Origin of the sequence: Pseudomonas sp. S30 (assembly GCF_016518545.1) — a bacterium.
Taxonomy (GTDB): domain Bacteria; phylum Pseudomonadota; class Gammaproteobacteria; order Pseudomonadales; family Pseudomonadaceae; genus Aquipseudomonas.
In genome coordinates, this window is record NZ_JACVTO010000018.1 from 62728 (window position 1) to 85135 (window position 22408).

Consider the following 22408-nt stretch of genomic DNA (forward strand, 5'->3'; position numbering starts at 1 on the left):
GGGCCGTGTCGAAGATGGCGGAAGGCAGCGGGAGTCGAACCTGCCCGGGAACGGCTGCCGTCCCCAACCGGGTTTGAAGCCCGGCCGCGCCACCGGACGCGATTGCCTTCCTTGAAGTCAGGGCCTGGGCGATTGCCTGGCCAATGCGCTATCGGCGCGGATGTAGCGCTGGTCGCCCACCCGGCGAGTGAGGCCCAGCCGGTCGAAATACTCCAGTATCTGCACACTGCGCTTGCGACCGATGCACAACATATCGCGAAACGCCGCCACCTGCACTACCGGCGTGTCCGCGGCCTGCTGCAACAGCAGCGCAGCCATGCGCTCAAGGGTCACTTGCGGGTAGAACAGGTCGCGCACCACCTGATGCACCAGCCCCAACCGCGCCAGCTTGCGCATCAGCAGCCGTACCTGGGCCTCCTCCACCTGCTCGGCGGCCGCCAGGGTGCGCACCCATGGTGGGTCGAACGCGCCATCCAGCAGCCACGGCTGCAGGCGTGACCACAGCGCCGTATCGGTCTCGCTCAGTTTCACCTTGTGGTCGGGCAAGTGCAGCCAAGGCCCGCTGCTGGCAATGAAGCCATCGCTCAGCAGCTCATCGACCAGACTGACGAATGCGGGCCGCTCCAAGGGCAGCGCACAGAAACGGCGCAGGCGATCGCGGTCCGGGCCCAGTTGATCCGGCTCCTGGGCGTGGAAATCGGCCAACTGCGCCAGCACCTCGTCGCGCAGCGCCTGCCACTGGGCGCGGTCGAACAGCAGGCTGCCCTGGCGAGTCGCGATCACCTCGACGCTGTCCGGGAGCTGCCAGCTGTCGCGCAGGCGATTGAACTGGCGCTCCAATCGCTGTGGGTCGAGCCCACCCGGGGCATTGGCCAGCAGTGCCGGCAGCGCCTGCTCCAGCTCATCGGCATCGCGCAGCACTTGCAACTGGCGCAGCCGCTCAGCGCTCCTGCGCTGGCGACTCGGCGCGAACGGGTCGAGCACTCGTCCCCCGCCCAGGGTGCGCTGGGCGCGTTGATCGCGCAGCACCAGCCGATCGCCGTGCACGGCCTGAAGCGGCGCGTTGAGCAGCAACTGAGCGAACATCCGCTGGCCGGCCGGCAGGCGCTCTCCTTCCAGCAGTGCGACACGGGCGGTGACATCCTGGGTGCCCAGGTGCACATGCACCGCACTGAAGTGCTCGAAGGCGCACGCTTCGCCCGGCAGCAGGCTCAACTCGATATCGATCCGCGTGCTGGGCGCGTGCAGCCACGCCGGCACCAGCCAGTCACCGCGCTGCACCTGGTCTGCCGACAGGCGCTCGGCACTGATGTTCAAGGCCACCCGCTGCCCGGCCTCGGCCACCAGCGCCGCTTGATTCTGCGCGTGCAAGCCGCGCACCCGTACCGGTTTGCCGACCTTGCCCAGCAGCAGGCTCTCGCCGGTCGCGACGCGGCCGGCCAGGGCCGTGCCCGTCACCACCACCCCGGCGCCAGACACGGCGAAGGCGCGGTCGATGGCCAGGCGGAAACCGCCCTGGGTGGACCGCCGTCGCACTGCACCTGCCGCCACCAGCAACGCCTGGCGCAGGGCCTTGACGCCTTCGCCGGTCACGCTAGACAGCGCGAACTGCCGCGCACCTGCGTAGGGCCCTGGCGCCAGCAAGTCGGCGACCTGCTGCTGCACCTCGGCCAGCCGCGCCGGCTCGACCCGATCGCACTTGCTGATCGCTACCAACGCCTGGGGAATACCCAGCAACTGAATGATCGCCAGATGCTCGCGGGTCTGCGGCATCACGCCGTCGTCGGCCGCCACCACCAGCAACACCAGGTCGATACCCTGGGCACCGGCCAGCATGTTGTGGATGAAGCGTTCGTGCCCCGGCACATCGATGAATCCCGTCAGAGGCTCGCCCTCGGCCAGCGCCGCATAGCGATAGCCAAGGTCGATGGTCATGCCCCGGGCACGCTCCTCCTGCCGTCGGTCACCCACCTGGCCGGTCAGGGCCTGGAGCAAGGCGGTCTTGCCATGGTCGATGTGCCCGGCGGTGCCGACGATCACTGCACCCGCCCCAACAGCGAGGTCGGCAATTGCGCCAGCCACTGCCCTTCATCGTCCATCTGCCTGAGGTCGAGCCACAGGGCGTCGTCGTCGATACGCCCCAGCACCGGTACAGGCAGCTCGCGCAGGGCCTGCTCCAACCTGCGCAGGCAGCGTCCACGCAATTTCTTCGTGACCTGTGGCCGCACGCACAGGGCAGCGCTGGGCAGGCGCGCCACGGGTTGGCTGCCACTGCCGATCATGCCCAGGGCCGGCTCGACAGTGACACTCCACTGCTCGCCCAGGCAGGCCGCCAGGGCCGGGGCCAGGCGCGCAGCCTGCTCGGCGATCTCGGCCTGCGGGCGGGTCAGCAGGCGCAGGCTGGGCAGACGCTCGGCAAGCCGATCAGGATCGCGGTACAGCGCCAGCACCGCCTCCAGCGCCGCCAGGGTGATCTTGTCGACGCGCAGGGCACGCTTGAGCGGGTTCTTCTTGATTCTCGCGATCAGTTCCTTGCGCCCGACGATGATGCCGGCCTGGGGGCCGCCGAGTAGCTTGTCGCCGCTGAAGGTGACGATGTCGGCGCCATCGGCCAGGGCCTGGCGCACCGTCGGCTCGGCAGGCAGGCCCCAGCGCGTCAGGTCCAGCAGGCTGCCGCTGCCCAGGTCTTCGAGCAACGGCAGCTGGTGGGCATGGGCGATGCGCGCGAGCTCCGCCGTCGGCACCTGTGCGGTGAAGCCCTGGATGCTGTAGTTGCTGCAATGCACGCGCATCAGCAGGCCGGTGCGCGGGTTGATCGCCGCTTCGTAGTCGCGGGGGTGGGTACGGTTGGTGGTGCCGATCTCGTGCAGGCGCACGCCGGCTCGAGCCATGATGTCGGGAATGCGAAACGCGCCGCCGATCTCGATCAGCTCGCCACGAGAGATGATGCCCTCACGGCGTGCGCCCAGGCTGCTGAGGGCCAGCAGCACGGCAGCGGCGTTGTTGTTGACCACGGTGACCGCCTCGGCGCCGGTCAGCTCGCGGATCAGCCCCTCGATCAGGTCGTCGCGGTCACCGCGCTTGCCGGTGGCCAGGTCGAACTCCAGGTTCAACGGGTAGCGCGCGGCAGTCTGCATGGCCTCGAGCGCCGACTCGGGCAGCAGTGCGCGCCCCAGGTTGGTATGCAGCACGATGCCGGTGAGATTGAACACCCGCCGCACCTGGCTGCGCTGATGCACCGCCAGGCGCTCGCCAGCACGCCCGAGCAGCACCTCGGCGCTCAGTTCCACAGCACTCAGCTGGCCCAGATGCGCCGGTTCGCGCAGGTCGTCGAGCAACTGGCGCAGCGCCGCGAGGCTAGCCTCGCGGCCATGGCGGTCGAGCAGTGGATGGCAGGCGGGGTGCCGCAGCAGCGTGTCGATGGAGGGTAGGCGCAAAGCAGATGGGGCAGAACTGGACGGCATGCGGTAACGACCTTGACTGATCCGATGGCTGTGCGAACGCTATCGCGGCCAACGCCCTTCCACAGCCTCCGAACCCGCGTCCGTGCAGGTCGGCGGTTGGCAAGGGGTATCACCCGCGACAGCCGCGACAAGGCCATCAGTGTAGCCCCTTATCCGCCCCCTGGGGCCAGCATCAGATTCGGCGCCAGCCGATGGAACCCTTCTTCGTCCAGGCGAATGTCGAGCGCCAGACTGGCCAGGTCATCGGCCAACGCTTCGCCCGCCGCATCGTTTTCCAGGTAACAGTGCTTAAGGTAGCTGTGGCACCCCGGACAACACTCGGCCTGCAAGGGCGCCTTGCCCGGCGCCCAACCATCGTGCTCCAGGCTGGTGTAATGCAGGCCCTTGCTCGACTCGCAGTACACGCACTTGACCCGCACCACGTGCCATTCGCAGGCACACAGCGAACACACCAGGTAACGCAAGCCGTTGTGCTTGCCGCGATTGCGCATCACACCGGCCATGGCCGGCGATCCACAGCACGGACACTGCGCCAGGCTGCCGCCCGGCTTGAGTTCATCGCTGGACAGGGCCCGGCGCCAGCTGGCCCACGCCGCCTGCAACGCCGCACCAAGGAACGGCACCACGGCAGCCGGCAGCGCATCGTACTGCCCGCCCAGCAAAGCGATGCCCCAGCCTTTGCGCTGCACCTCGTCGCTGTCGCGCAGGCTTTCCAGCGCCACGGCCAGGGGCCCTGGCTCAGGCGCCTGGAAACGCTCGAGCAACGCTTGCAGCCACACCAGCCAAGCCCCCTCGCGCACCAGCCCGTCGGCCGCCAGTGGCGGCAGGCCATGGTCGATGCACAGCCGCTGGCGTACCTCGGCCACCGGCACCGGCGACGGGGGAGCGTCCAGCAACTGCTGCTGGATCCGGCACAATCGCGCGATCAGCCTCAGGTAGTCGCCCAAGGCATGCCCCTGGGCCAGACACTCCAGCCGCTCGGCACGCTGGTCGAACAAATCGTCGGCCGGCAGGTGCAGAAACGGCGGCATCACCGCCGAGGCCTCGATCTGCCCAGGTTCGAGAATCGTACTCACGGGTTCATCCTTCCTTTCTCCCTGAGTTGTGCCCTGACTTGTCGCCTGTCACATCCCGGTACCACAGTTCATGATGCTTGCGCGCCCAGGCGCGGCTGACCCAGCCGTGCAGCATGGCGCCGATCGAGCCCTTGATCCAGATCCCGGCATAGATGTGCACGATGATGCTCAGCACCAGCACGAACGCCGCCAGGGCGTGCAGCAAGGCCGCCAGGCGAATGGCACCGATGCCGAAGAAGGCACTGAAATAGGCGCGCCAGATCACCACGCCGCTCACCAGCAGAACCAGCATGCAGGCCAGCAGCGTCCAGAACAGCAACTTCTGGCCGGCGTTGTACTTGCCGATCGGCGGTACACCCTCTTCCTTGTTGAGCATCACCCGATCGACGCGGCGCAGCCACAATCGATCGTTGGCGGTGATGAAGTTGGCACGCCAGAAGCGCACCACCAGCCCCAGGAAGAACACGAACATCGCCACGCCCAGGAAGGGGTGCAGGATGCGCGTCCAGGGCCCGCCGCCGAACAGATTGCTCAGCCAGAACAAGGCCGGGTGAAACAACGCCAGCCCCGACAGTGCGGCCATGAAGAACAGGATCGCGACGATCCAGTGGTTGGTCCGCTCATTGGCGTTGTAGCGCAGGATAGGCTTGTCGTCCTTCATGGCCGCGCCTCCCCTTGCTCGCCCGGCTTGCCCGGATCATAGACCTGCACGGCCGGATCCACCTGCTGCACGGCGGTGTCCACCGGCGCCGGATGCTCATCCTCCTCGACCCGTTGCGGCCCCACGCGCACATAGTGGAAGAAGCCCGCCAGCACCGCCGCCCCCATCGCCAGCAACGACAGCGGCTTGCTGATACCTTTCCACAGCCCCACCAGCGGGCTGATCACCGGCTGGTCCGGCAAGCCGGCGTAGATCCTCGGCGTGTCGGCATGGTGCAGCACGTACATCACATGGGTGCCGCCCACGCCGTCGGGATCGTACAAGCCGGCGTTCTGGTAACCGCGCGACTTCAGGTCGACGATGCGCTCGTCGGCATGCACCTTCATCTCGTCCTTGCTGCCGAACACGATAGCCCCGGTCGGGCAGGTCTTCACGCAGGCCGGCTCCAGGCCCACGGCCACGCGGTCCGAACACAGGCTGCACTTGTACGCCTTGTGGTCCTTCTGCGAGATCCGCGGGATATTGAACGGGCATCCGGTGATGCAGTAGCCGCAGCCGATGCAGTGGTCCTGGTTGAAGTCGACGATGCCATTGGCGTGCTTGATGATCGCGCCGGGGCTCGGGCAGGCCTTCAGGCAGCCCGGCTCGGCGCAGTGCATGCAGCCATCCTTGCGGATCAGCCACTCGAGATTGCCGTCGTCGCGCTCGTGCTCGGTGAAGCGCATCAGGGTCCAGGTGTCGGCGGTCAGGTCCTGCGGGTTGTCGTAGGTGCCATGGTTGTGGCCCACCTCGTCACGCAACTCGTTCCACTCCGAACACGCCACCTGGCAAGCCTTGCAGCCGATGCACTTGGTGGTGTCGATCAGCTTGGCGACCTGCTCCTGCTGACGCACCGAAGACGGCACGGTCGTGGTGGCCGAGCGGGCGATGATGTCTTGCTGGGCCATCAGATCTTCTCCACGTTGACGAGAAACGACTTGGACTCCGGCGTCTGGGTATTGCCATCACCCAGGAACGGCACCAGGGTGTTGGTCAGGTAGCCATGCCGGGTCGAACCGGTGAAGCCCCAGTGCAGCGGAATGCCGACCTGATGCACCGTCTGGTTGTTGACCTGCAGCGGACGAATCCGCTTGGTCACCACCGCCACCGCCTCGATGTGCCCACGCTTGCACGACACCCGCACCCGATCCCCCGCCTTGATGCCCTTCTCACCGGCCAGCACTTCGCCGATCTCGACGAATTGCTCGGGCTGGATGATGGCGTTCAGTCGGCAGTGCTTGCTCCAGAAGTGGAAGTGCTCGGTCAGCCGGCAGGTGGTCGCCGCATAGGGAAAGTCCTCGTGCTTGCCCAGGGTGTCCCACACCGAGTCGAAGATCCGACCGGCCGGGTTGCTGATGGCCTTCTTGTTGTTCGGGTGCAGCGGGTTGATCCCGATCGGCGTCTCGAACGGCTCGTAGTGCTCGGGGAACGGGCCTTCGGCCATCTTGTCGATGGCGAAGAACCGCGCGACGCCCTCGGGGTTCATGATGAACGGATTCATTCCCGCTTCCGGTGGCGAGTCGACCTTGAAGTCCGGCACGTCGGTACCGCCCCAGGCCTTGCCGTTCCACCATACCAGACGCTTTTTCTGCGCATCCCAGGGCTTGCCCTGGGGATCGCTGGAGGCGCGGTTGTAGAGGATGCGGCGGTTGGCCGGCCAGGCCCAGGCCCAGTTCTGCGCCTGGTGCATGCCGTAGGGGTCGCTATTGTCGCGCCGCGCCATCTGGTTGCCCTGCTCGGTCCAGCAGCCGGCGAAGATCCAGCACCCGGACGCCGTGCTGCCGTCGTCCCTGAGCTGGCCGAAGCCGGAAAGCTGCTGCCCGCCCTTCACCGCCAAGCCCGTCGCATCGGTCATGTCGGTGAGCGCATAGCCGTTCATCTCCTTGGCGAGCTCTTCCGGGGAAGGCTCGTCGGCGATCTTGTACGGCCAGCTGATGTTGAGCAGCGGGTCGGGATAGGCGCCGCCCTCGGCCTTGTAGCGCTCGCGCAGGCGCAGGAACAGCTCGCTCATGATCTGCACGTCGGTGCGGGTTTCGCCCGGCCCGTCCGCGCCCTTCCAGTGCCATTGCAACCAGCGGCTGCTGTTGACCAGAGAGCCATCCTCCTCGGCGAAGCAGGTGGTGGGCAGGCGGATCACTTCGGTCTGGATGCTGGCGGTGTCGACATCGTTGTACGGGCCGACGTTACGCCAGAACTCGGACGTTTCGGTGGCCAGCGGATCCATGATCACCAGCCACTTGAGCCTGCCCAGCGCGGCAGTGACACGGTTCTTGTCCGGCAGCGCGGCGATCGGGTTGAAGCCCTGGCACAGGTAGCCATTGACCTTGCCCTGGCTCATCATCTCGAACATGCGCAGCACGTCGTAGGCGCCCACGTCCAGCTTGGGCAGCCAGGCGTAGCCCCAGTCGTTCTCGGCGGTGGCGTTGGCGCCATACCAGGCCTTCATCAGGCTGACGTGGAACTTGCCGTAGTTCTGCCAGTACGAGAGCTGGCCCGGACGCAGGGGCTTGGAGGCACGCTTGTCGATGTAGGTGGCGTAGTCCTGCTCGGCATCACCGGGCAGGGTGAGGTAGCCCGGCAGCGAGTTGGACAGCAGCCCCAGGTCGGTCAGCCCCTGGATGTTGGAGTGCCCGCGCAGGGCATTGACGCCACCGCCAGGCATCCCCACGTTGCCCAGCAGCAGCTGCACCATGGCCGCGCTGCGGATGATCTGCGCACCGATCGAATGCTGGGTCCAGCCCAATGCATAAAGGATCGTCATGGTCTTGCCGGGCGCCGAGCAGGTGGCGATCTCCTTCCACACCTTCATCATCTGCTCGTGGGGCATGCCGCAGGTCATGCTGGCGATTTCCGGCGTGTAGCGGCTGTAGTGCTGCTTCATCAGCTGGAACACGCAGCGTGGGTGCTGCAGGGTCGGATCGACCTTGGCGAATCCGTCCTCGCCCAGCTCGTAGCCCCAGCCGGACTTGTCGGCATAGATGCGCTTGGCCGCGTCATAGCCACTGAACAGGCCATCCTCGAAGCCGTAACCTTCCTTGACGATGAACGACACGTCGGTGTAATTGCGCACGTACTCGTGCTGGATCTGATCGGTACTTAGCAGGTAATTGATCAAACCGCCCATGAAGGCGATGTCGCTGCCGGTGCGGATCGGCGCGTAGTAGTCGGCCACCGACGCCGTGCGGGTGAAGCGCGGATCGACCACGATCAGGCGCGCCTTGTTGTGCGCCTTGGCTTCGGTCACCCATTTGAATCCGCAGGGGTGCGCCTCGGCTGCGTTGCCGCCCATCACCAGGACCAGGTTTGCGTTGGCGATATCTGACCAGTGATTGGTCATCGCGCCACGGCCGTACGTCGGGGCAAGACTTGCCACCGTCGGGCCGTGTCAGACACGCGCCTGGTTATCGAACCCCAGCATGCCGAGTGAACGGATGACCTTGTGGGTCAGGTAGCCCGCTTCGCTGGACGCTGCCGAGGCGGCCAGGAAACCGGTGCTGAGCCAACGATTGACCGTCTGACCCTGATCGTTCTTCTCGATGAAGTTGGCATCGCGGTCCTGCTTCATCAGCATGGCGACGCGGTCCAGCGCCTCGTCCCAGCTGACCCGCACCCACTCGTCGCTGCCCGGCTTGCGCACTTCAGGGTATTTGAGCCGGCTCGGGCTGTGGATGAAGTCGAGCAGACCGGCGCCTTTCGGGCACAGGGTTCCGCGGTTGACCGGATGATCGGCGTCGCCTTCGATATGGATGATGTTCTGCTTGACGTTCTTGCCCGCATCGCCCTGGCTGTACAGGATCAGGCCACAGCCGACCGAGCAGTAGGGACAGGTGTTGCGGGTTTCCTTGGTATGCGCCAGCTTGAAATGGCGCACCTGCTCGGCGAACGCGGGTGTCGGGGCCATGCCCAACGCCGCGAGGCTCGAGCCTCCAAGGCCGACGGCGGCGACCTTGAAGAACTGCCGACGGTTGAGATCCATCGTGCACTCCTGATCAGGTGTGGACGCACGGTCATGGCCGCGCGCCTCTCGGAAATCACGGTAGCGAGATGCAAAGCTCGCCAAGCCTGAGACTAGCCGAAAACACCGAAAGTGCAGTGATGAAGATCAATGACGGTCGTCGGATTCCGTAGCAACGGCCCCTGCAGCGACGCAGTACCGACGAATGGTCGGGGCGGCTCAGCGCATCAGATGCTTGAGCTGACGCGTCCAGGCATAGTCGGTGGCCTGCAACGCATCATCACCCTCCGTGACACCGTCACGATCGACGGCGTAGGAGAAAATACCGGCCTTCCTGCCCTGGGTTGGCTGCCAGAGCGCGAAATCCCGGGCAGTGCTGGCCTCCAGCGAAACCGTATCACCCCACCGCGCCCCGCGCTCCTCGTAGAAGGAAAAGCCCAGCATGAATTTGCTCGGGGGGAGAAAATCGGCGAACAATCGATCGTAATGCTGCTGAACCTGCGTGGTGCTCTGGCCATAGGCCTGGAACAGCACATAGTCCAGCTCGGGTTCGAGGGCGCGCAGCAATGCCATGTCACCCACCTCGCTGGTGTCGTAGATGAACAGCTTGCCTTCGGTCTTCAAGCGTTGACCCAGAATCCGTGACACCTCCCTGGCCTTGTTGCGTTCGGCATCGGACAGGTGCTTCTCCAGATCGATGTCCAGGCCATCGAGCCCCGGTATCGAGAGATAGTGCGCCTGAACATGATCGGCCAATCGCTGATGGCCTTCAGGCGAGTCGGTGAATTGTGGATCGATCAAGACATCGATGAACAGCGTGCGCACCACCTTGATGCCCTTGGCATGCATGGCAGGTATCAGTTCGGTACCCAGCTTTTCCCAGAACTGCGCAGTTTCCTCGCCATTGGGAAACACGAACGCGATGTCCACCTCCTCGGGCAAGTGCGACATCGAATTGTGGTTGTCGGCAACACCATTGGCAGTGTCGCGCCAGCTACGGAAGTAGCATCCCATCAGCGGTGTGGATGTGTCGGCCATGTTCGGACTCCATTGCTCTGAAAGAGTCCCGATTCAACCGTGCCGCAGACACCTGCGGCATCCTGAACACCTTCCTCGCAGGGCTGGGTGGCGTCCACCGCGAATGTAGCGACTGGCGCCACTGCCGCCTGCCGCGCCTAGCGCAGCAGGTTGTTCTTGGCCAGGTTCACCAGCTCCCGGGCCCGGCCGTCCATCACCGCGCGCAGCATGAACAGCCCGAAGCCTTTGACGTTCTCGGCAGTGATTTCCGGCGGCATGATCAACTCCTGCCGTTCGCTGACCACATCCACCAGTACCGGACCGTCATGGGCGAAGGCTTCGCGCAGAGCAGCTTCCAGATCCTGCGGGCGCTCCACCCGGATGCCCTTGATACCCATGCTCTGGGCGAGGACCGCGAAATCGGGATTGTGCAGCTCGCAACCAGTGTCCAGCAGGCCACTGGCCTTCATCTCCATCTCGACGAAACCCAGGGTACCGTTGTTCAGCACGATCACCTTGACCGGCAGCTTGGCCTGACCGAGGGTGAGGAAGTCGCCCATCATCATGCTGAAACCGCCATCACCGGACATCGACACCACTTGCCGCCCCGGAAAGCTTGCCTGGGCACCGATCGCCTGCAGCATGGCATTGGCCATCGAGCCATGGTTGAACGAGCCCACCAGACGACGCTTGCCATTCATCTTCAGGTAGCGTGCCGCCCAGGCCGTCGGTGTGCCCACATCGCAGGTGAATATCGCGTCCTCATCCGCCAGTTCGCTGACCAGCCGATTGAGGTACTGGGGGTGGATGATCGCGCTGTTCGGGCTGCTCTCGGCCAGGTTGTCGAGGCTCTTGCGGGCGCTGCGGTAATCGGCCAGCGACTTGTCCAGGTGGGCGCTGTCGGTGCGCTCGGCCAGGCGCGGCAACAGTTGCTGCAGCGAGTGCTTGATGTCGCCGATCAGGCCGATCTCCAGGGCACAGCGATTGCCCAGCGCCTCGGGCCGCAGGTCGATCTGGGCGATGCGTCCATGCTCGGGGAAGAATTGCCGATAGGGGAAGTTGGTGCCGAGCATCAGCAAGGTGTCGCAGTCCTTCATGGCATTGAAGCCCGAGGCGAAGCCGATCAGGCCCGTCATGCCCACGTCGTAAGGATTGTCGTATTCCAGGTGCTCCTTGCCACGCAGGGCGTGCACGATGGGCGCCTGCAACTGCTTGGCCAACGCCACCACCTCGGCATGGGCACCTGCGCAACCTGCGCCGCACAGCAAGGTGACGCGTTTGCCAGCGTTCAGGAACTGCGCCAGCTCATCCAGTCGGGCACGTTCGGGCACCACCACCGGTGGCGTCGGCGCCAGCCACTGGCTGACCTTGGCATCGAGCGAGGCCAGGGCCACATCGCCCGGGATCACCACCACCGCCACACCTCGCCGGCTCACGGCCACGCGCATGGCGCGTTCGAGGATCTGCGGCAACTGCTCGGCACGCGAGACCAGCTCGACATAATGGCTGCACTCCTTGAACAACGACTCCGGATGAGTGGCCTGGAAGTAATCGATGCCAATCTCGCTGCTGGGTATGTGCGCAGCGATCGCCAGAACCGGAACACCGCTGCGGTGGCAATCGAACAGGCCATTGATCAAGTGCAGGTTGCCCGGACCACAGCTACCGGCGCACACCGCCAGCTCTCCGGTCAGATGCGCCTCGCCCCCGGCGGCGAACGCTCCCGCCTCTTCGTTGCGCATGTGAATCCAGTCCAATCCGCCGAGTCGACGCATGGAATCGGTAAAGCCGTTCAGAGAGTCGCCGACCACCCCGTAGACGCGTTTGACGCCGGCTTGCTTTAGGGTGTTGACCATGAAATCAGCAGCGGTGGCCATGAAAAGGTCCTTGAGTGACGATGAGTTTCAAGGTCTGAGTCGTGGCAAAACGCGCATGTTCCACTCGGATCATTAAGAAAAAGCTAAGCGTACCCCCGACGTTATGAACCCTCACCTTTGCGATAAGCGAATCCAGCGACTGCGCGATTCTCTGCGGGCCTGTGACGTGGCGATGACCGTCAGGGGACTGACGCTGGATCCGTCGCGGCCTGCCGCACCCTACGACCTGGAGCATCGCGCAGTCCGTATTGCTGCAACCCGGGGACATCCTGATTTTCAAGAACCAGCAGTCCTGCACGCCCAGGTGGCTTAACGCCTCGCTATGACGGCCGCGATCGCTGGATGATTCGGGTGTTCGGCGTCGATGATCCGACACGCCTGGACCGTCTGGAAGAAGGACTCAGGCGCCCTGCACAATCCCATGCGCATCGGCACCAGAGAAAAGCTGCTGGCAATCAGTATCGGCTCCTATGATGGCCTGTTCGGTCCCGGCACCAGCAGCGTCCTGATCTTCCTGTTGATTGGCTGCTTCGCCTTCGATTTCCTTCATGCCTTGGCATCGGCCAAGCTAGTGAACATCGCGACCAACGTCGCCGCTCTGATGGTCGTCGACCCTGCCTTGACCACCTGATACGCTGAAATAGCGTTCAATGCAGGGCGGCTGGACGCATCGATGGTGCTCGAAACGCAGGACTATCTGGCGATTGCAAGGCCCCGATTGGTGGACATCAGCCGGACTGAATGAACAGGCTTCATCGCCGCAGAGACGCGGAAATCTTCAGCCACTGAAAACGCGAAGCCAGACTAATGGCTTCGCTTCTGATGTTTACAGTTCTAAAAAGCCACACTTCATACTGGTCAGGACCAGGACCTGCGAATCTCCCAACCTGTGACTAGGCCAAGCTCGCTGATGGCTCCATCAGCTTTCGCTATACCAGACGTAGACACGACCTTCATTAGCTGCTGGAACTGCGCCAGTTGAAGAATCACTTAATAGTGATGGTGAAGTTGTCGCCTCCCAAGTAGCGAAGTTCAACCTCGCCAGTGACGTCTTTTCCGTCCGGAGCAATGAGCTTGTAGCATGACAGTAGAAACACTTCCCAGCTGACGGCCCTTCTTGCATAAAGGTGGGTGCCTAGCGCAAAAAGGACGCCACCCACACTGAATATCGGCCCGGGATACATCTGTAGATACTGCAGCCAGGTTGGGCCCGTCACTCTGTTATAGGTAATCGTTTCAGGGCCTAAAACGAGCGCACCGAAACCTAACAAGGCTATGACGAGACCCATCACCATCATTAACCCACCAGAATAGATAGCATTTCCATCGCAACCATTGACATAGTCCGCGTAGTCTTCGCTGAATCCTGAAACGTGATAGTCCCCAGCCGAAGCTGTCAGCCTTATTTCCAACCGTTCGATTTCTGGTTGCATGAGCCTCTCCCTGTGAAAACGGAGATACTAAGCAAGATTGATACTTCATAGGCCGTATCAGGAAAGTTTGGGAATATCCTGCGGCAGAAGGAGAAACACCATTGAATATTGTCGAATTCGCCGACAACCTTGATACTTGACTATCCCTCAGGTATAAAAAACCCGGAGCACTTGCCCCGGGTTTTCGTTGTAGCGCGATGCCCTACCGTTGCTCTAGAACGGAATATCGTCATCGAAACTGTCGAAGTCAGCCGCCGGCTGCGGAGCCTGCTGCGGCTGTTGCTGCGGCGCCGGACGCTGCTGGGGACGCGGCGCTTGCTGGCGTGGGGCCTGGTTGTAGTTGCCGCCCTGACCGCCTTGGCCACCCTGGTTGAAGTCGTTACCACCCTGGTTGTAGTTGTTGCCGCCTTGGCCGCCCTGGTTGTAGTTGTTGCCACCCTGGCCGCCATCCGGACGCCCGCCAAGCAGCTGCATGGTTCCCTGCATGTCGACGATGATCTCGGTGGTGTAGCGCTTGATACCGTCCTTCTCCCACTCGCGGGTCTGCAGCTTGCCCTCGATATAGCACTGCGAGCCTTTGCGCAGGTATTGGCCGGCGATCTCGGCCACCTTGCCGAACAACGACACGCGGTGCCATTCGGTACGCTCGACCTTCTGCCCCGACTGCTTGTCGGTCCACTGCTCGCTGGTCGCCAGGCTCAGGTTGGTCACGGCGTTACCGTTGGGCAGGTAGCGGACTTCGGGATCCTGGCCGCATGTACCTACCAGAATGACTTTGTTAACCCCACGGGCCATAACGTTCTCCTAGGCTTCGCACGCCGCCGGGGCTGGGTTCACCAGACGCTCCAGGGTCGCGCGGTCCAAAATTTTCGTATCCAGTTTGATGTAGACGGCGGCTTCTTCGGCCACCACTACGGCGTCGGTGACACCCGCCACAGCCATCAGACGCTCGGCCAGGCCGGCTTCGCGAGCCGCTTGCGGTGTCAGCGGCATGCGCAGGCTGGTCACATAGGGCGGCTCGTTCATGCCCAGGGCAGAGATCAGCCATATGACACACAGTACAGCACATCCGAGGAACACAGTGCCCAGGCCACCGTGCTGGAACAACCAGCCACCGATGATGCCTCCCAGCGCTGCACCGAGGAACTGGCTGGTGGAATACACCCCCATCGCCGTTCCCTTGCCACCGGCAGGGGACACCTTGCTGACCAGCGAAGGCAAGGATGCCTCCAGCAGGTTGAAGGCGGTGAAGAATATCACGGTGCCAATCACCAGTCCCCGCAAGTCGTCAGCCCATTGCCAAAAGAACACTTCGGTCAGCAACAACACGCTGACGGCGCCAATCAACACGCGCTTCATCTTGCGCTTCTTTTCGCCGTAGATGATGAACGGCACCATTGCAAAAAATGAGACGAGCAGCGCGGTCAGGTACACCCACCAATGCTGTTCCTTGGGCAATCCGCCACGCTCGACGAAGGCCAGCGGCAGTGCCACGAAGCTCGCCATCAGGATCGCGTGAAGGATGAAAATACTCAGGTCCAGGCGCAGAAGGTCCGGATTGCGCAGGGTTGGACCGAGCGCCTGGCGCGCGACACCCGACTCACGATGCTGCAATGCGCTATGCGCACTCGGCACGACGAAGGCAATCAGGGCGATACCGACTACCGCAAGTCCTGCGGTGGCCAGGAACAATCCTGACAAACCGAAGGCGCTTGTCAACAGCGGGCCGATCACCATGGCGACGGCGAACGACAGCCCGATGCTCATGCCGATCATGGCCATGGCCTTGGTCCGGTGCTGCTCCCGGGTCAGGTCCGAGAGCAGTGCCATCACCGCTGCCGAGATCGCGCCGGCGCCCTGCAGGATACGGCCGGCGATCACGCCCCAGATGGAGTCGGCCTGCGCCGCCAGCACGCTACCCAGGGCGAATACCAGCAATCCCAGGTAGATCACCGGCCGACGTCCGATGCGGTCCGAAATCATGCCGAATGGAATCTGCAGCACGGCCTGGGTCAGGCCATAGGCGCCGATCGCCAGGCCGATGAGCGCGGGCGTGGCGCCGGCCAGGTCCATGCCGTAGGTGGCCAACACGGGCAAGACCATGAACATGCCCAGCATGCGGAAGGCGAAGACCAGGGCAAGGCCGCCTGCGGCGCGGGTTTCGCTGCCGCTCATGCGTTCTTGATGGATGTCGTGCATGGATGAACCTCGTCTGAACCGGCGGCGATTCTATCAGTCCCACGACCAGACGGCATCTGCGCGACGCTTTGCCGCGTGGTGGCAGCGCGCCGTATACTTCTTCGTTTATGCCCGCCGAGCGAGGCTGCTTTGGACACGATCCTGATCCGTGGGGCACGTACCCACAACCTGAAGAACATCGACCTGACCCTGCCCCGGGACAAACTGATCGTCATCACCGGTCTGTCCGGTTCCGGCAAGTCTTCCCTGGCCTTCGACACCCTCTATGCCGAGGGGCAGCGCCGCTATGTGGAGTCGCTCTCGGCCTATGCCCGACAGTTCCTGTCGATGATGGAAAAGCCCGATGTCGACACCATCGAAGGCCTGTCGCCAGCGATCTCCATCGAGCAGAAATCCACCTCCCACAACCCCCGCTCCACCGTCGGCACCATCACCGAGATCTACGATTACCTGCGCCTGTTGTATGCGCGGGTGGGCACGCCGCGCTGCCCGGACCACGACATTCCCCTGGAAGCGCAGACCGTCAGCCAGATGGTCGACCAGGTCCTGGAGCAGCCCGAAGGCAGCCGCCTGATGCTGCTGGCCCCGGTGGTGCGCGAGCGCAAGGGCGAGCACCTGGCGGTGTTCGACGAGATGCGCGCGCAAGGCTTCGTCCGCGTGCGGGTCGATGGCAAGTTGTACGAGCTCGACGAGCTGCCCAAGCTCGACAAGCAGAAAAAGCACAGCATCGACGTGGTGGTCGACCGCTTCAAGGTCCGTGAAGACCTTCAGCAGCGCCTCGCCGAGTCGTTCGAAACCGCTTTGAAACTGGCCGACGGTCTGGCCTTGGTCGCGTCGATGGACGACGACAGCGCCGAAGACACCATCTTCTCCGCACGCTTCGCCTGCCCCATCTGCGGCCACTCCATCAGCGAGCTGGAGCCCAAGCTGTTCTCCTTCAACAACCCGGCTGGCGCCTGCCCCACCTGCGACGGCCTGGGCGTGAAGCAGTACTTCGATACCAAGCGCCTGGTCAACGCCGGCCTCACCCTGGCCGAAGGCGCGATTCGCGGCTGGGATCGACGCAACGTGTACTACTTCCAGATGCTCGGTTCACTGGCCGCGCACTACGGTTTCAGCCTCGAGCAGCCATTCGGCGAGCTGTCGGCAGAGCACCAGAAAGTCATTCTGCAAGGCAGCGGCAAGCACAGCGTCGACTTCAAGTACCTCAACGATCGCGGCGATATCGTCAAGCGCTCACACCCCTTCGAGGGCATCGTGCCGAACCTGGAGCGTCGCTATCGCGAGACCGAGTCGGCGACCGTGCGCGAAGAGCTGGCCAAGTTTCTCGGCACCCAGCCCTGCCCCGACTGCCGCGGCACCCGCCTTCGCCGTGAAGCACGCCACGTATGGGTGGGCGAGAAAACCCTGCCGGCCGTGACCAATCTGCCGATCGGCGAGGCCAGCCACTACTTCGCCCATCTGAGCCTGACTGGCCGCCGCGGCGAAATTGCCGCAAAGATCCTCAAGGAAATCTGCGAGCGACTGCAGTTCCTGGTCAACGTGGGCCTGGACTACCTCACCCTGGACCGCAGCGCCGAGACGCTGTCCGGCGGCGAGGCGCAGCGCATCCGCCTGGCCAGCCAGATCGGTGCCGGCCTGGTAGGCGTCATGTACATCCTCGATGAACCCTCGATCGGCCTGCACCAGCGGGACAACGATCGACTGCTCGCCACGCTCAACCACCTCCGAGACCTGGGCAACACGGTGATCGTGGTCGAGCACGACGAGGACGCCATACGCCTGGCCGACTATGTGGTGGACATCGGCCCCGGTGCCGGCGTACACGGCGGGCAGATCGTCGCCGAGGGCACCCCGGACGAGGTCATGGCCCACCCTGACTCGGTCACCGGCATGTACCTGTCCGGTCGCAAGAAGATCGTCGTGCCGGCCAAGCGCACGCCACGCAACAAGAAACTCCAGCTCAAGCTCAAAGGCGCGCGCGGCAACAACCTGCAAAACGTCGATCTGGAAGTGCCGATCGGCTTGCTGACGTGCGTGACCGGTGTATCAGGGTCGGGCAAATCGACCCTGATCAACAACACCCTGTTCCCCCTGGCAGCGACTGCGCTCAACGGTGCGAGCAGCCTGGAGCCGGCTGCGCACACCAGCATCGACGGCCTGCAACACTTGGACAAGGTGGTCGATATCGACCAGAGCCCTATCGGCCGAACCCCGCGCTCCAACCCGGCCACCTACACAGGCATTTTCACGCCGATCCGCGAGCTGTTCGCAGGTGTGCCGGAATCGCGCTCGCGCGGCTACGGGCCCGGTCGGTTCTCCTTCAACGTCAAGGGTGGCCGTTGCGAGGCCTGTCAGGGTGACGGCCTGATCAAGGTGGAAATGCACTTCCTGCCGGACATCTACGTACCCTGTGACGTGTGCAAGAGCAAGCGCTACAACCGCGAGACCTTGGAGATCAAATACAAGGGCAAGAACATCCACGAGGTGCTGGAGATGACCATCGAGGATGCCCGCGAATTCTTCGATGCGGTACCGGCGCTTGCGCGCAAGTTGCAGACATTGATGGATGTCGGTCTTTCGTACATCAAACTCGGTCAGTCAGCGACCACCTTGTCCGGAGGCGAAGCTCAGCGGGTAAAGCTGTCCCGCGAACTGTCCAAGCGTGATACCGGCAAGACCCTGTACATCCTCGACGAGCCCACGACCGGTCTGCACTTCGCGGATATACAGCAGTTGCTGGACGTCCTGCATCGTCTGCGCGACCACGGCAACACGGTGGTGGTGATCGAGCACAACCTGGATGTGATCAAGACGGCGGACTGGTTGGTGGACTTGGGTCCGGAGGGCGGTTCCAAGGGCGGGCAGATCATTGCCAGTGGTACGCCTGAAGAACTGGCGAAGATGAAACAGTCCTACACAGGACACTATCTGAAGCCGTTGCTGGAGCGGGATCGGGCGTAACGCATCGGGGGCGCACTTGGCGCCCCCGGTTCTTTACATCTGCGACTGCAAGTAGTTCTGTAGTCCGATGGACTTGATAAGCCCCTGCTGCTTCTCGAGCCAATAGGTATGGTCTTCCTCGGTATCGGCCAACTGCGCGCGCAGGATGTCACGGCTGATGTAGTCTTTGTGCGATTCGCACAACGCGATACCCTTGCACAATGCGGCACGGACCTTGTACTCGAGGCGAAGGTCGGCAGCGATCATCTCCGGCACCGTGGTACCGACATCCAAGTCATCAGGCCGCATGCGCGGCGTGCCTTCCAGCATGAGAATACGGCGCATCAGCGCATCGGCGTGTTGCGCCTCTTCTTCCATCTCATGATTGATGCGCTCGTAGAGCTTCGACAAGCCCCAGTCTTCGTACATCCGCGAGTGGATGAAGTACTGATCGCGCGCTGCGAGCTCGCCCGTAAGCAACGTGTTGAGATAATCGATGACGTCCGGGTGACCTTGCATCGCCCTGGTACTCCTGCAGAAAAACTGGATAGGCTCATAGTGTGAACCATGATTTTCCCAAGGTCACTGAATAACGCGCAATTTATGTAAAAAAAGTCGCCAAACAGTAGTGATTTTCATTGAAAAACCGCCCAAATGCGGGCGGTTCTTCTTATCACTTTCACTCAGAACAGATTGATGCCCAAGGCCTTGGCAATGCCCTCTCCATAAGCGGCATCTGCCTTGTGGAAGTGCGCCAACTGACGACGCACCACATCCTCGGTCACACCCGCCAGGGTACCTGCGATGTTGTCGATCAGCAGGGCCTGTTGTTCGGCGCTCATCAGACGGAACAGCGCCCCGGCGTGGCTGTAGTAGTCCTCGTCCTCGCGATGGTCGAAGCGATCGGCCGCACCACTGAGTGCCAGCGCAGGTTCCGCATGACGGGGCGACTGTTTCGGTGCCTCCGCAAAGCTGTTCGGCTCGTAGTTCGGCGCACTGCCGTAGCTGCCGAAATTCATGGCACCGTCGCGCTGATAGGTGTTTACCGGGCAGCGCGGTGCATTGACCGGCAGGTGCTGGTGGTTGGTTCCTACGCGGTAGCGGTGAGCGTCGGCGTAGGCGAACACGCGCCCCTGCAGCATGCGATCAGGCGACAGGCCGACTCCGGGCACCATGTTGCTCGGACCGAACGCCGCCTGCTCGACTTCGGCGAAGTAATTGAGCGGATTACGGTTCAGCTCCAATACACCCACTTCGATCAGCGGGTAGTCCTTCTGCGACCAAGTCTTGGTGACGTCGAACGGATTCTCCGCGCGACCTGCAGCCTCCTCCTCGCTCATGACCTGGATGCAGACGGTCCAACGTGGGTAATCACCCTGTTCGATGGCCTCGAACAGATCACGCTGGGCGTAGTCAGGATCGGTGCCGGCAATTCGCGCGGCCTCGGCGGGCGCCAGGTTCTTGATGCCCTGTTGGGTCTTGAAGTGCCACTTCACCCAGGTGCGCTGGCCATCGGCTGCGATCAGGCTGTAAGTGTGGCTGCCGAAGCCGTGCATGTGCCGGTAACCATCGGGGATACCGCGATCAGAGAACAAGATGGTGACCTGGTGCAGGGCCTCCGGGGAATGCGACCAGAAATCCCACATCATCTGGGCGCTTTTCAGGTTGGTCTGCGGATTACGCTTTTGCGTATGAATGAAGTCGGGAAACTTCATCGGGTCGCGGATGAAAAACACCGGCGTGTTGTTGCCGACGATGTCCCAATTGCCCTCTTCGGTGTAGAACTTGACGGCGAAGCCACGAGGATCCCGTTCGGTATCGGCCGAACCACGCTCACCCCCCACTGTGGAAAAGCGCAGGAAAGTCTCGGTCTGCTTGCCGACGCTTTCGAACAGCCGCGCACTGGTATAACGCGTGATGTCACGGGTCACGGTGAACGTACCGTAGGCACCAGACCCCTTGGCATGTACACGGCGCTCAGGAATGTTTTCACGGTTGAAGTGGGCCAGTTTCTCGACCAGCTGGAAGTCGTCGAGCAGCAACGGGCCACGGGGGCCAGCCGAACGGGAGTTCTGGTTGTCGGCAACGGGGGCGCCGCTGGCGGTGGTGAGGGTCTTGCTCATGGGCTCTCCTTATCAGACTCATGTGCCGTTTATCGGCTTGAGAGTCAGTATGAGACCCACAACACTGAAGATCTAATTAATTAACGGGCCCTACCTGATAGTTTATTACAATATATTCCGAAACAAAAAACCGGGCACTAGGCCCGGTTTTCTGTAGCAGACAGATGTCTTACTCGGCAGCTTCTACAGCACCACCGACTGGACGATCGACCAGCTCGACGTACGCCATAGGCGCGTTGTCACCAGCGCGGAAGCCGCACTTCAGGATGCGCAGGTAGCCGCCCTGACGGGTGGCGTAGCGCTTGCCCAGATCGTTGAACAGCTTGCCTACGGCAGACTTCGAACGGGTACGGTCGAAAGCCAGACGACGGTTGGCAACGCTGTCTTCCTTGGCCAGGGTGATCAGCGGCTCGGCAACGCGACGCAGTTCCTTGGCTTTCGGCAGGGTGGTTTTGATCAGCTCGTGCTCGATCAGCGACACTGCCATGTTCTGGAACATGGCCTTGCGGTGAGAGCTGGTACGGCTCAGGTGACGTCCACTTTTACGATGACGCATGATTCATTCCTTACCAAACACTACGTTCGGTGATTACGACGATCAGGCAGTCGCCTTGTCGTCTTTCTTAAGGCTTGCGGGCGGCCAGTTGTCGAGGCGCATGCCGAGAGACAGACCACGGGAGGCCAGGACGTCCTTGATTTCGGTCAGGGACTTCTTGCCCAGGTTAGGAGTTTTCAACAGCTCTACTTCGGTACGCTGAATCAGGTCGCCGATGTAGTAGATGTTCTCCGCCTTGAGGCAGTTGGCCGAACGTACGGTCAGTTCCAGGTCGTCAACTGGGCGCAGCAGGATCGGATCGATCTCGTCTTCCTGCTCGACCACAACCGGCTCGCTGTCACCCTTGAGGTCCACGAACGCGGCCAGCTGCTGTTGCAGAATGGTCGCGGCACGACGGATGGCCTCTTCAGGATCCAGGGTACCGTTGGTTTCCAGATCGATGACCAGCTTGTCCAGGTTGGTACGCTGTTCAACACGGGCGTTCTCGACCACGTAGGCGATACGACGCACCGGGCTGAACGAAGCGTCCAGCTGGAGACGGCCAATGCTGCGGCTTTCGTCCTCGTCGGTCTGACGGGAGTCGGCCGGCTCGTAACCACGACCACGAGCTACGGTGAGCTTCATGTTCAGGGCGCCATTGGACGCCAGGTTCGCGATTACGTGATCGGGGTTGACGATCTCGACATCGTGATCCAGCTGAATATCGGCAGCGGTAACCACCCCCGAACCCTTTTTCGACAAGGTCAGCGTAACTTCGTCACGACCGTGCAGCTTGATCGCCAGGCCTTTCAGGTTCAACAGGATTTCAATGACGTCTTCCTGTACACCTTCGATGGCGGAGTACTCATGAAGTACGCCGTCGATCTCGGCCTCGACTACTGCACAGCCAGGCATGGAGGACAACAGGATGCGGCGCAGCGCGTTGCCCAGGGTATGGCCGAAACCACGCTCGAGAGGCTCGAGCGTGATCTTGGCGCGGGTTGGACTGACTACCTGAACGTCGATGTGACGAGGAGTCAGGAACTCATTTACCGAAATCTGCATGGATGCACCTATTTTCTAGCC

At 62.8% G+C, this 22408-nt stretch carries 16 protein-coding genes, 1 tRNA gene and 1 pseudogene; 2 read left to right on the forward strand and 16 right to left on the reverse strand.

Annotation, left to right across the window (positions count from 1 at the left end; all coding sequences use genetic code 11):
• Positions 1 to 15 precede the first annotated feature (15 nt).
• The 9 genes from IAE34_RS18740 to poxB all read right to left on the reverse strand — a co-directional run bounded on the left by IAE34_RS18740 (position 16) and on the right by poxB (position 12089).
• Positions 16 to 111 (reverse strand) — tRNA-Sec (locus IAE34_RS18740).
• Positions 112 to 117: 6 nt separating this feature from the next.
• Positions 118 to 2040 (reverse strand): selenocysteine-specific translation elongation factor, encoded by a 1923-nt coding sequence (selB, locus tag IAE34_RS18745; protein WP_200140499.1) that lies wholly within the window; start codon positions 2038 to 2040, stop codon positions 118 to 120.
• Positions 2037 to 3464 carry an L-seryl-tRNA(Sec) selenium transferase gene (gene selA, locus IAE34_RS18750; RefSeq protein WP_200140470.1) on the reverse strand — a complete coding sequence of 476 codons (1428 nt, stop codon included), beginning with the start codon at positions 3462 to 3464 and terminating at the stop codon, positions 2037 to 2039. The genes selB and selA overlap by 4 nt, the downstream gene beginning before the upstream one ends.
• A 149-nt stretch (positions 3465 to 3613) precedes the next feature.
• Positions 3614 to 4540, reverse strand: a complete 927-nt coding sequence (gene fdhE, locus IAE34_RS18755; protein WP_200140471.1) for a formate dehydrogenase accessory protein FdhE — start codon at positions 4538 to 4540, stop codon at positions 3614 to 3616.
• A gap of 4 nt (positions 4541 to 4544) precedes the next feature.
• The gene (locus tag IAE34_RS18760; protein WP_200140472.1) at positions 4545 to 5201 is read right to left on the reverse strand and encodes a formate dehydrogenase subunit gamma; all 657 of its coding nucleotides are present in this window, start codon (positions 5199 to 5201) and stop codon (positions 4545 to 4547) included.
• Positions 5198 to 6148, reverse strand: a complete 951-nt coding sequence (fdxH, locus tag IAE34_RS18765; RefSeq protein ID WP_200140473.1) for a formate dehydrogenase subunit beta — start codon at positions 6146 to 6148, stop codon at positions 5198 to 5200. Before fdxH ends, IAE34_RS18760 begins: the two co-directional genes overlap by 4 nt.
• Entirely contained in the window at positions 6148 to 9216 is a 3069-nt protein-coding gene (gene fdnG, locus IAE34_RS18770; protein WP_200140474.1) for a formate dehydrogenase-N subunit alpha, read from the reverse strand. Before fdnG ends, fdxH begins: the two co-directional genes overlap by 1 nt.
• Before the next feature lie 198 nt (positions 9217 to 9414).
• Entirely contained in the window at positions 9415 to 10233 is an 819-nt protein-coding gene (locus IAE34_RS18775; RefSeq protein ID WP_200140475.1) for an EndoS/ChiA family endoglycosidase, read from the reverse strand.
• 137 nt (positions 10234 to 10370) lie between these two features.
• The gene (gene poxB / locus IAE34_RS18780) at positions 10371 to 12089 is read right to left on the reverse strand and encodes a ubiquinone-dependent pyruvate dehydrogenase (protein WP_200140476.1); all 1719 of its coding nucleotides are present in this window, start codon (positions 12087 to 12089) and stop codon (positions 10371 to 10373) included.
• Between the two features lie 379 nt (positions 12090 to 12468).
• On the opposite strand from poxB, the pseudogene IAE34_RS18785 reads away from it, so the two are divergent.
• Positions 12469 to 12705, forward strand: a pseudogene (locus IAE34_RS18785) (TSUP family transporter); the annotation flags it as partial.
• Positions 12706 to 13075: 370 nt separating this feature from the next.
• On the opposite strand, the gene IAE34_RS18795 reads toward IAE34_RS18785, so the two are convergent.
• The 3 genes from IAE34_RS18795 to IAE34_RS18805 all read right to left on the reverse strand — a co-directional run bounded on the left by IAE34_RS18795 (position 13076) and on the right by IAE34_RS18805 (position 15721).
• Entirely contained in the window at positions 13076 to 13522 is a 447-nt protein-coding gene (locus IAE34_RS18795; RefSeq protein ID WP_200140477.1) for a hypothetical protein, read from the reverse strand.
• A 213-nt stretch (positions 13523 to 13735) separates the two neighbouring features.
• Positions 13736 to 14317 carry a single-stranded DNA-binding protein gene (locus IAE34_RS18800; protein ID WP_200140478.1) on the reverse strand — a complete coding sequence of 194 codons (582 nt, stop codon included), beginning with the start codon at positions 14315 to 14317 and terminating at the stop codon, positions 13736 to 13738.
• Positions 14318 to 14326: 9 nt separating this feature from the next.
• Complete coding sequence (locus tag IAE34_RS18805; RefSeq protein WP_200140479.1) at positions 14327 to 15721, reverse strand: MFS transporter; 1395 nt, start codon at positions 15719 to 15721, stop codon at positions 14327 to 14329.
• A gap of 129 nt (positions 15722 to 15850) precedes the next feature.
• Here IAE34_RS18805 and uvrA point away from each other — a divergent pair, with 129 nt between their 5' ends.
• Entirely contained in the window at positions 15851 to 18685 is a 2835-nt protein-coding gene (gene uvrA, locus IAE34_RS18810) for an excinuclease ABC subunit UvrA (RefSeq protein WP_200140480.1), read from the forward strand.
• Between the two features lie 33 nt (positions 18686 to 18718).
• Here the strand turns inward: uvrA and bfr are convergent, their stop codons facing one another.
• From bfr to IAE34_RS18830, 4 genes are all read right to left on the reverse strand, one after another.
• Complete coding sequence (gene bfr, locus IAE34_RS18815) at positions 18719 to 19183, reverse strand: bacterioferritin (protein ID WP_200140481.1); 465 nt, start codon at positions 19181 to 19183, stop codon at positions 18719 to 18721.
• Between the two features lie 164 nt (positions 19184 to 19347).
• Positions 19348 to 20787 (reverse strand): catalase, encoded by a 1440-nt coding sequence (locus IAE34_RS18820; protein ID WP_200140482.1) that lies wholly within the window; start codon positions 20785 to 20787, stop codon positions 19348 to 19350.
• A gap of 169 nt (positions 20788 to 20956) precedes the next feature.
• Complete coding sequence (gene rplQ / locus IAE34_RS18825) at positions 20957 to 21343, reverse strand: 50S ribosomal protein L17 (RefSeq protein ID WP_003255451.1); 387 nt, start codon at positions 21341 to 21343, stop codon at positions 20957 to 20959.
• A gap of 42 nt (positions 21344 to 21385) precedes the next feature.
• Positions 21386 to 22387 carry a DNA-directed RNA polymerase subunit alpha gene (locus IAE34_RS18830; RefSeq protein WP_003255452.1) on the reverse strand — a complete coding sequence of 334 codons (1002 nt, stop codon included), beginning with the start codon at positions 22385 to 22387 and terminating at the stop codon, positions 21386 to 21388.
• Between the last annotated feature and the right edge of the window lie 21 nt (positions 22388 to 22408).

Coding starts and splice junctions, on each gene's coding strand:
- selA (WP_200140470.1), bottom strand. CDS start 3,464: ATGCCGTCCAGTTCTGCCCCATCTGCTTTGCGCCTACCCTCCATCGAC.
- IAE34_RS18760 (WP_200140472.1), bottom strand. CDS start 5,201: ATGAAGGACGACAAGCCTATCCTGCGCTACAACGCCAATGAGCGGACC.
- fdxH (WP_200140473.1), bottom strand. CDS start 6,148: ATGGCCCAGCAAGACATCATCGCCCGCTCGGCCACCACGACCGTGCCG.
- IAE34_RS18775 (WP_200140475.1), bottom strand. CDS start 10,233: ATGGCCGACACATCCACACCGCTGATGGGATGCTACTTCCGTAGCTGG.
- poxB (WP_200140476.1), bottom strand. CDS start 12,089: ATGGCCACCGCTGCTGATTTCATGGTCAACACCCTAAAGCAAGCCGGC.
- IAE34_RS18795 (WP_200140477.1), bottom strand. CDS start 13,522: ATGCAACCAGAAATCGAACGGTTGGAAATAAGGCTGACAGCTTCGGCT.
- IAE34_RS18800 (WP_200140478.1), bottom strand. CDS start 14,317: ATGGCCCGTGGGGTTAACAAAGTCATTCTGGTAGGTACATGCGGCCAG.
- IAE34_RS18805 (WP_200140479.1), bottom strand. CDS start 15,721: ATGCACGACATCCATCAAGAACGCATGAGCGGCAGCGAAACCCGCGCC.
- bfr (WP_200140481.1), bottom strand. CDS start 19,183: ATGCAAGGTCACCCGGACGTCATCGATTATCTCAACACGTTGCTTACG.
- IAE34_RS18820 (WP_200140482.1), bottom strand. CDS start 20,787: ATGAGCAAGACCCTCACCACCGCCAGCGGCGCCCCCGTTGCCGACAAC.
- rplQ (WP_003255451.1), bottom strand. CDS start 21,343: ATGCGTCATCGTAAAAGTGGACGTCACCTGAGCCGTACCAGCTCTCAC.
- IAE34_RS18830 (WP_003255452.1), bottom strand. CDS start 22,387: ATGCAGATTTCGGTAAATGAGTTCCTGACTCCTCGTCACATCGACGTT.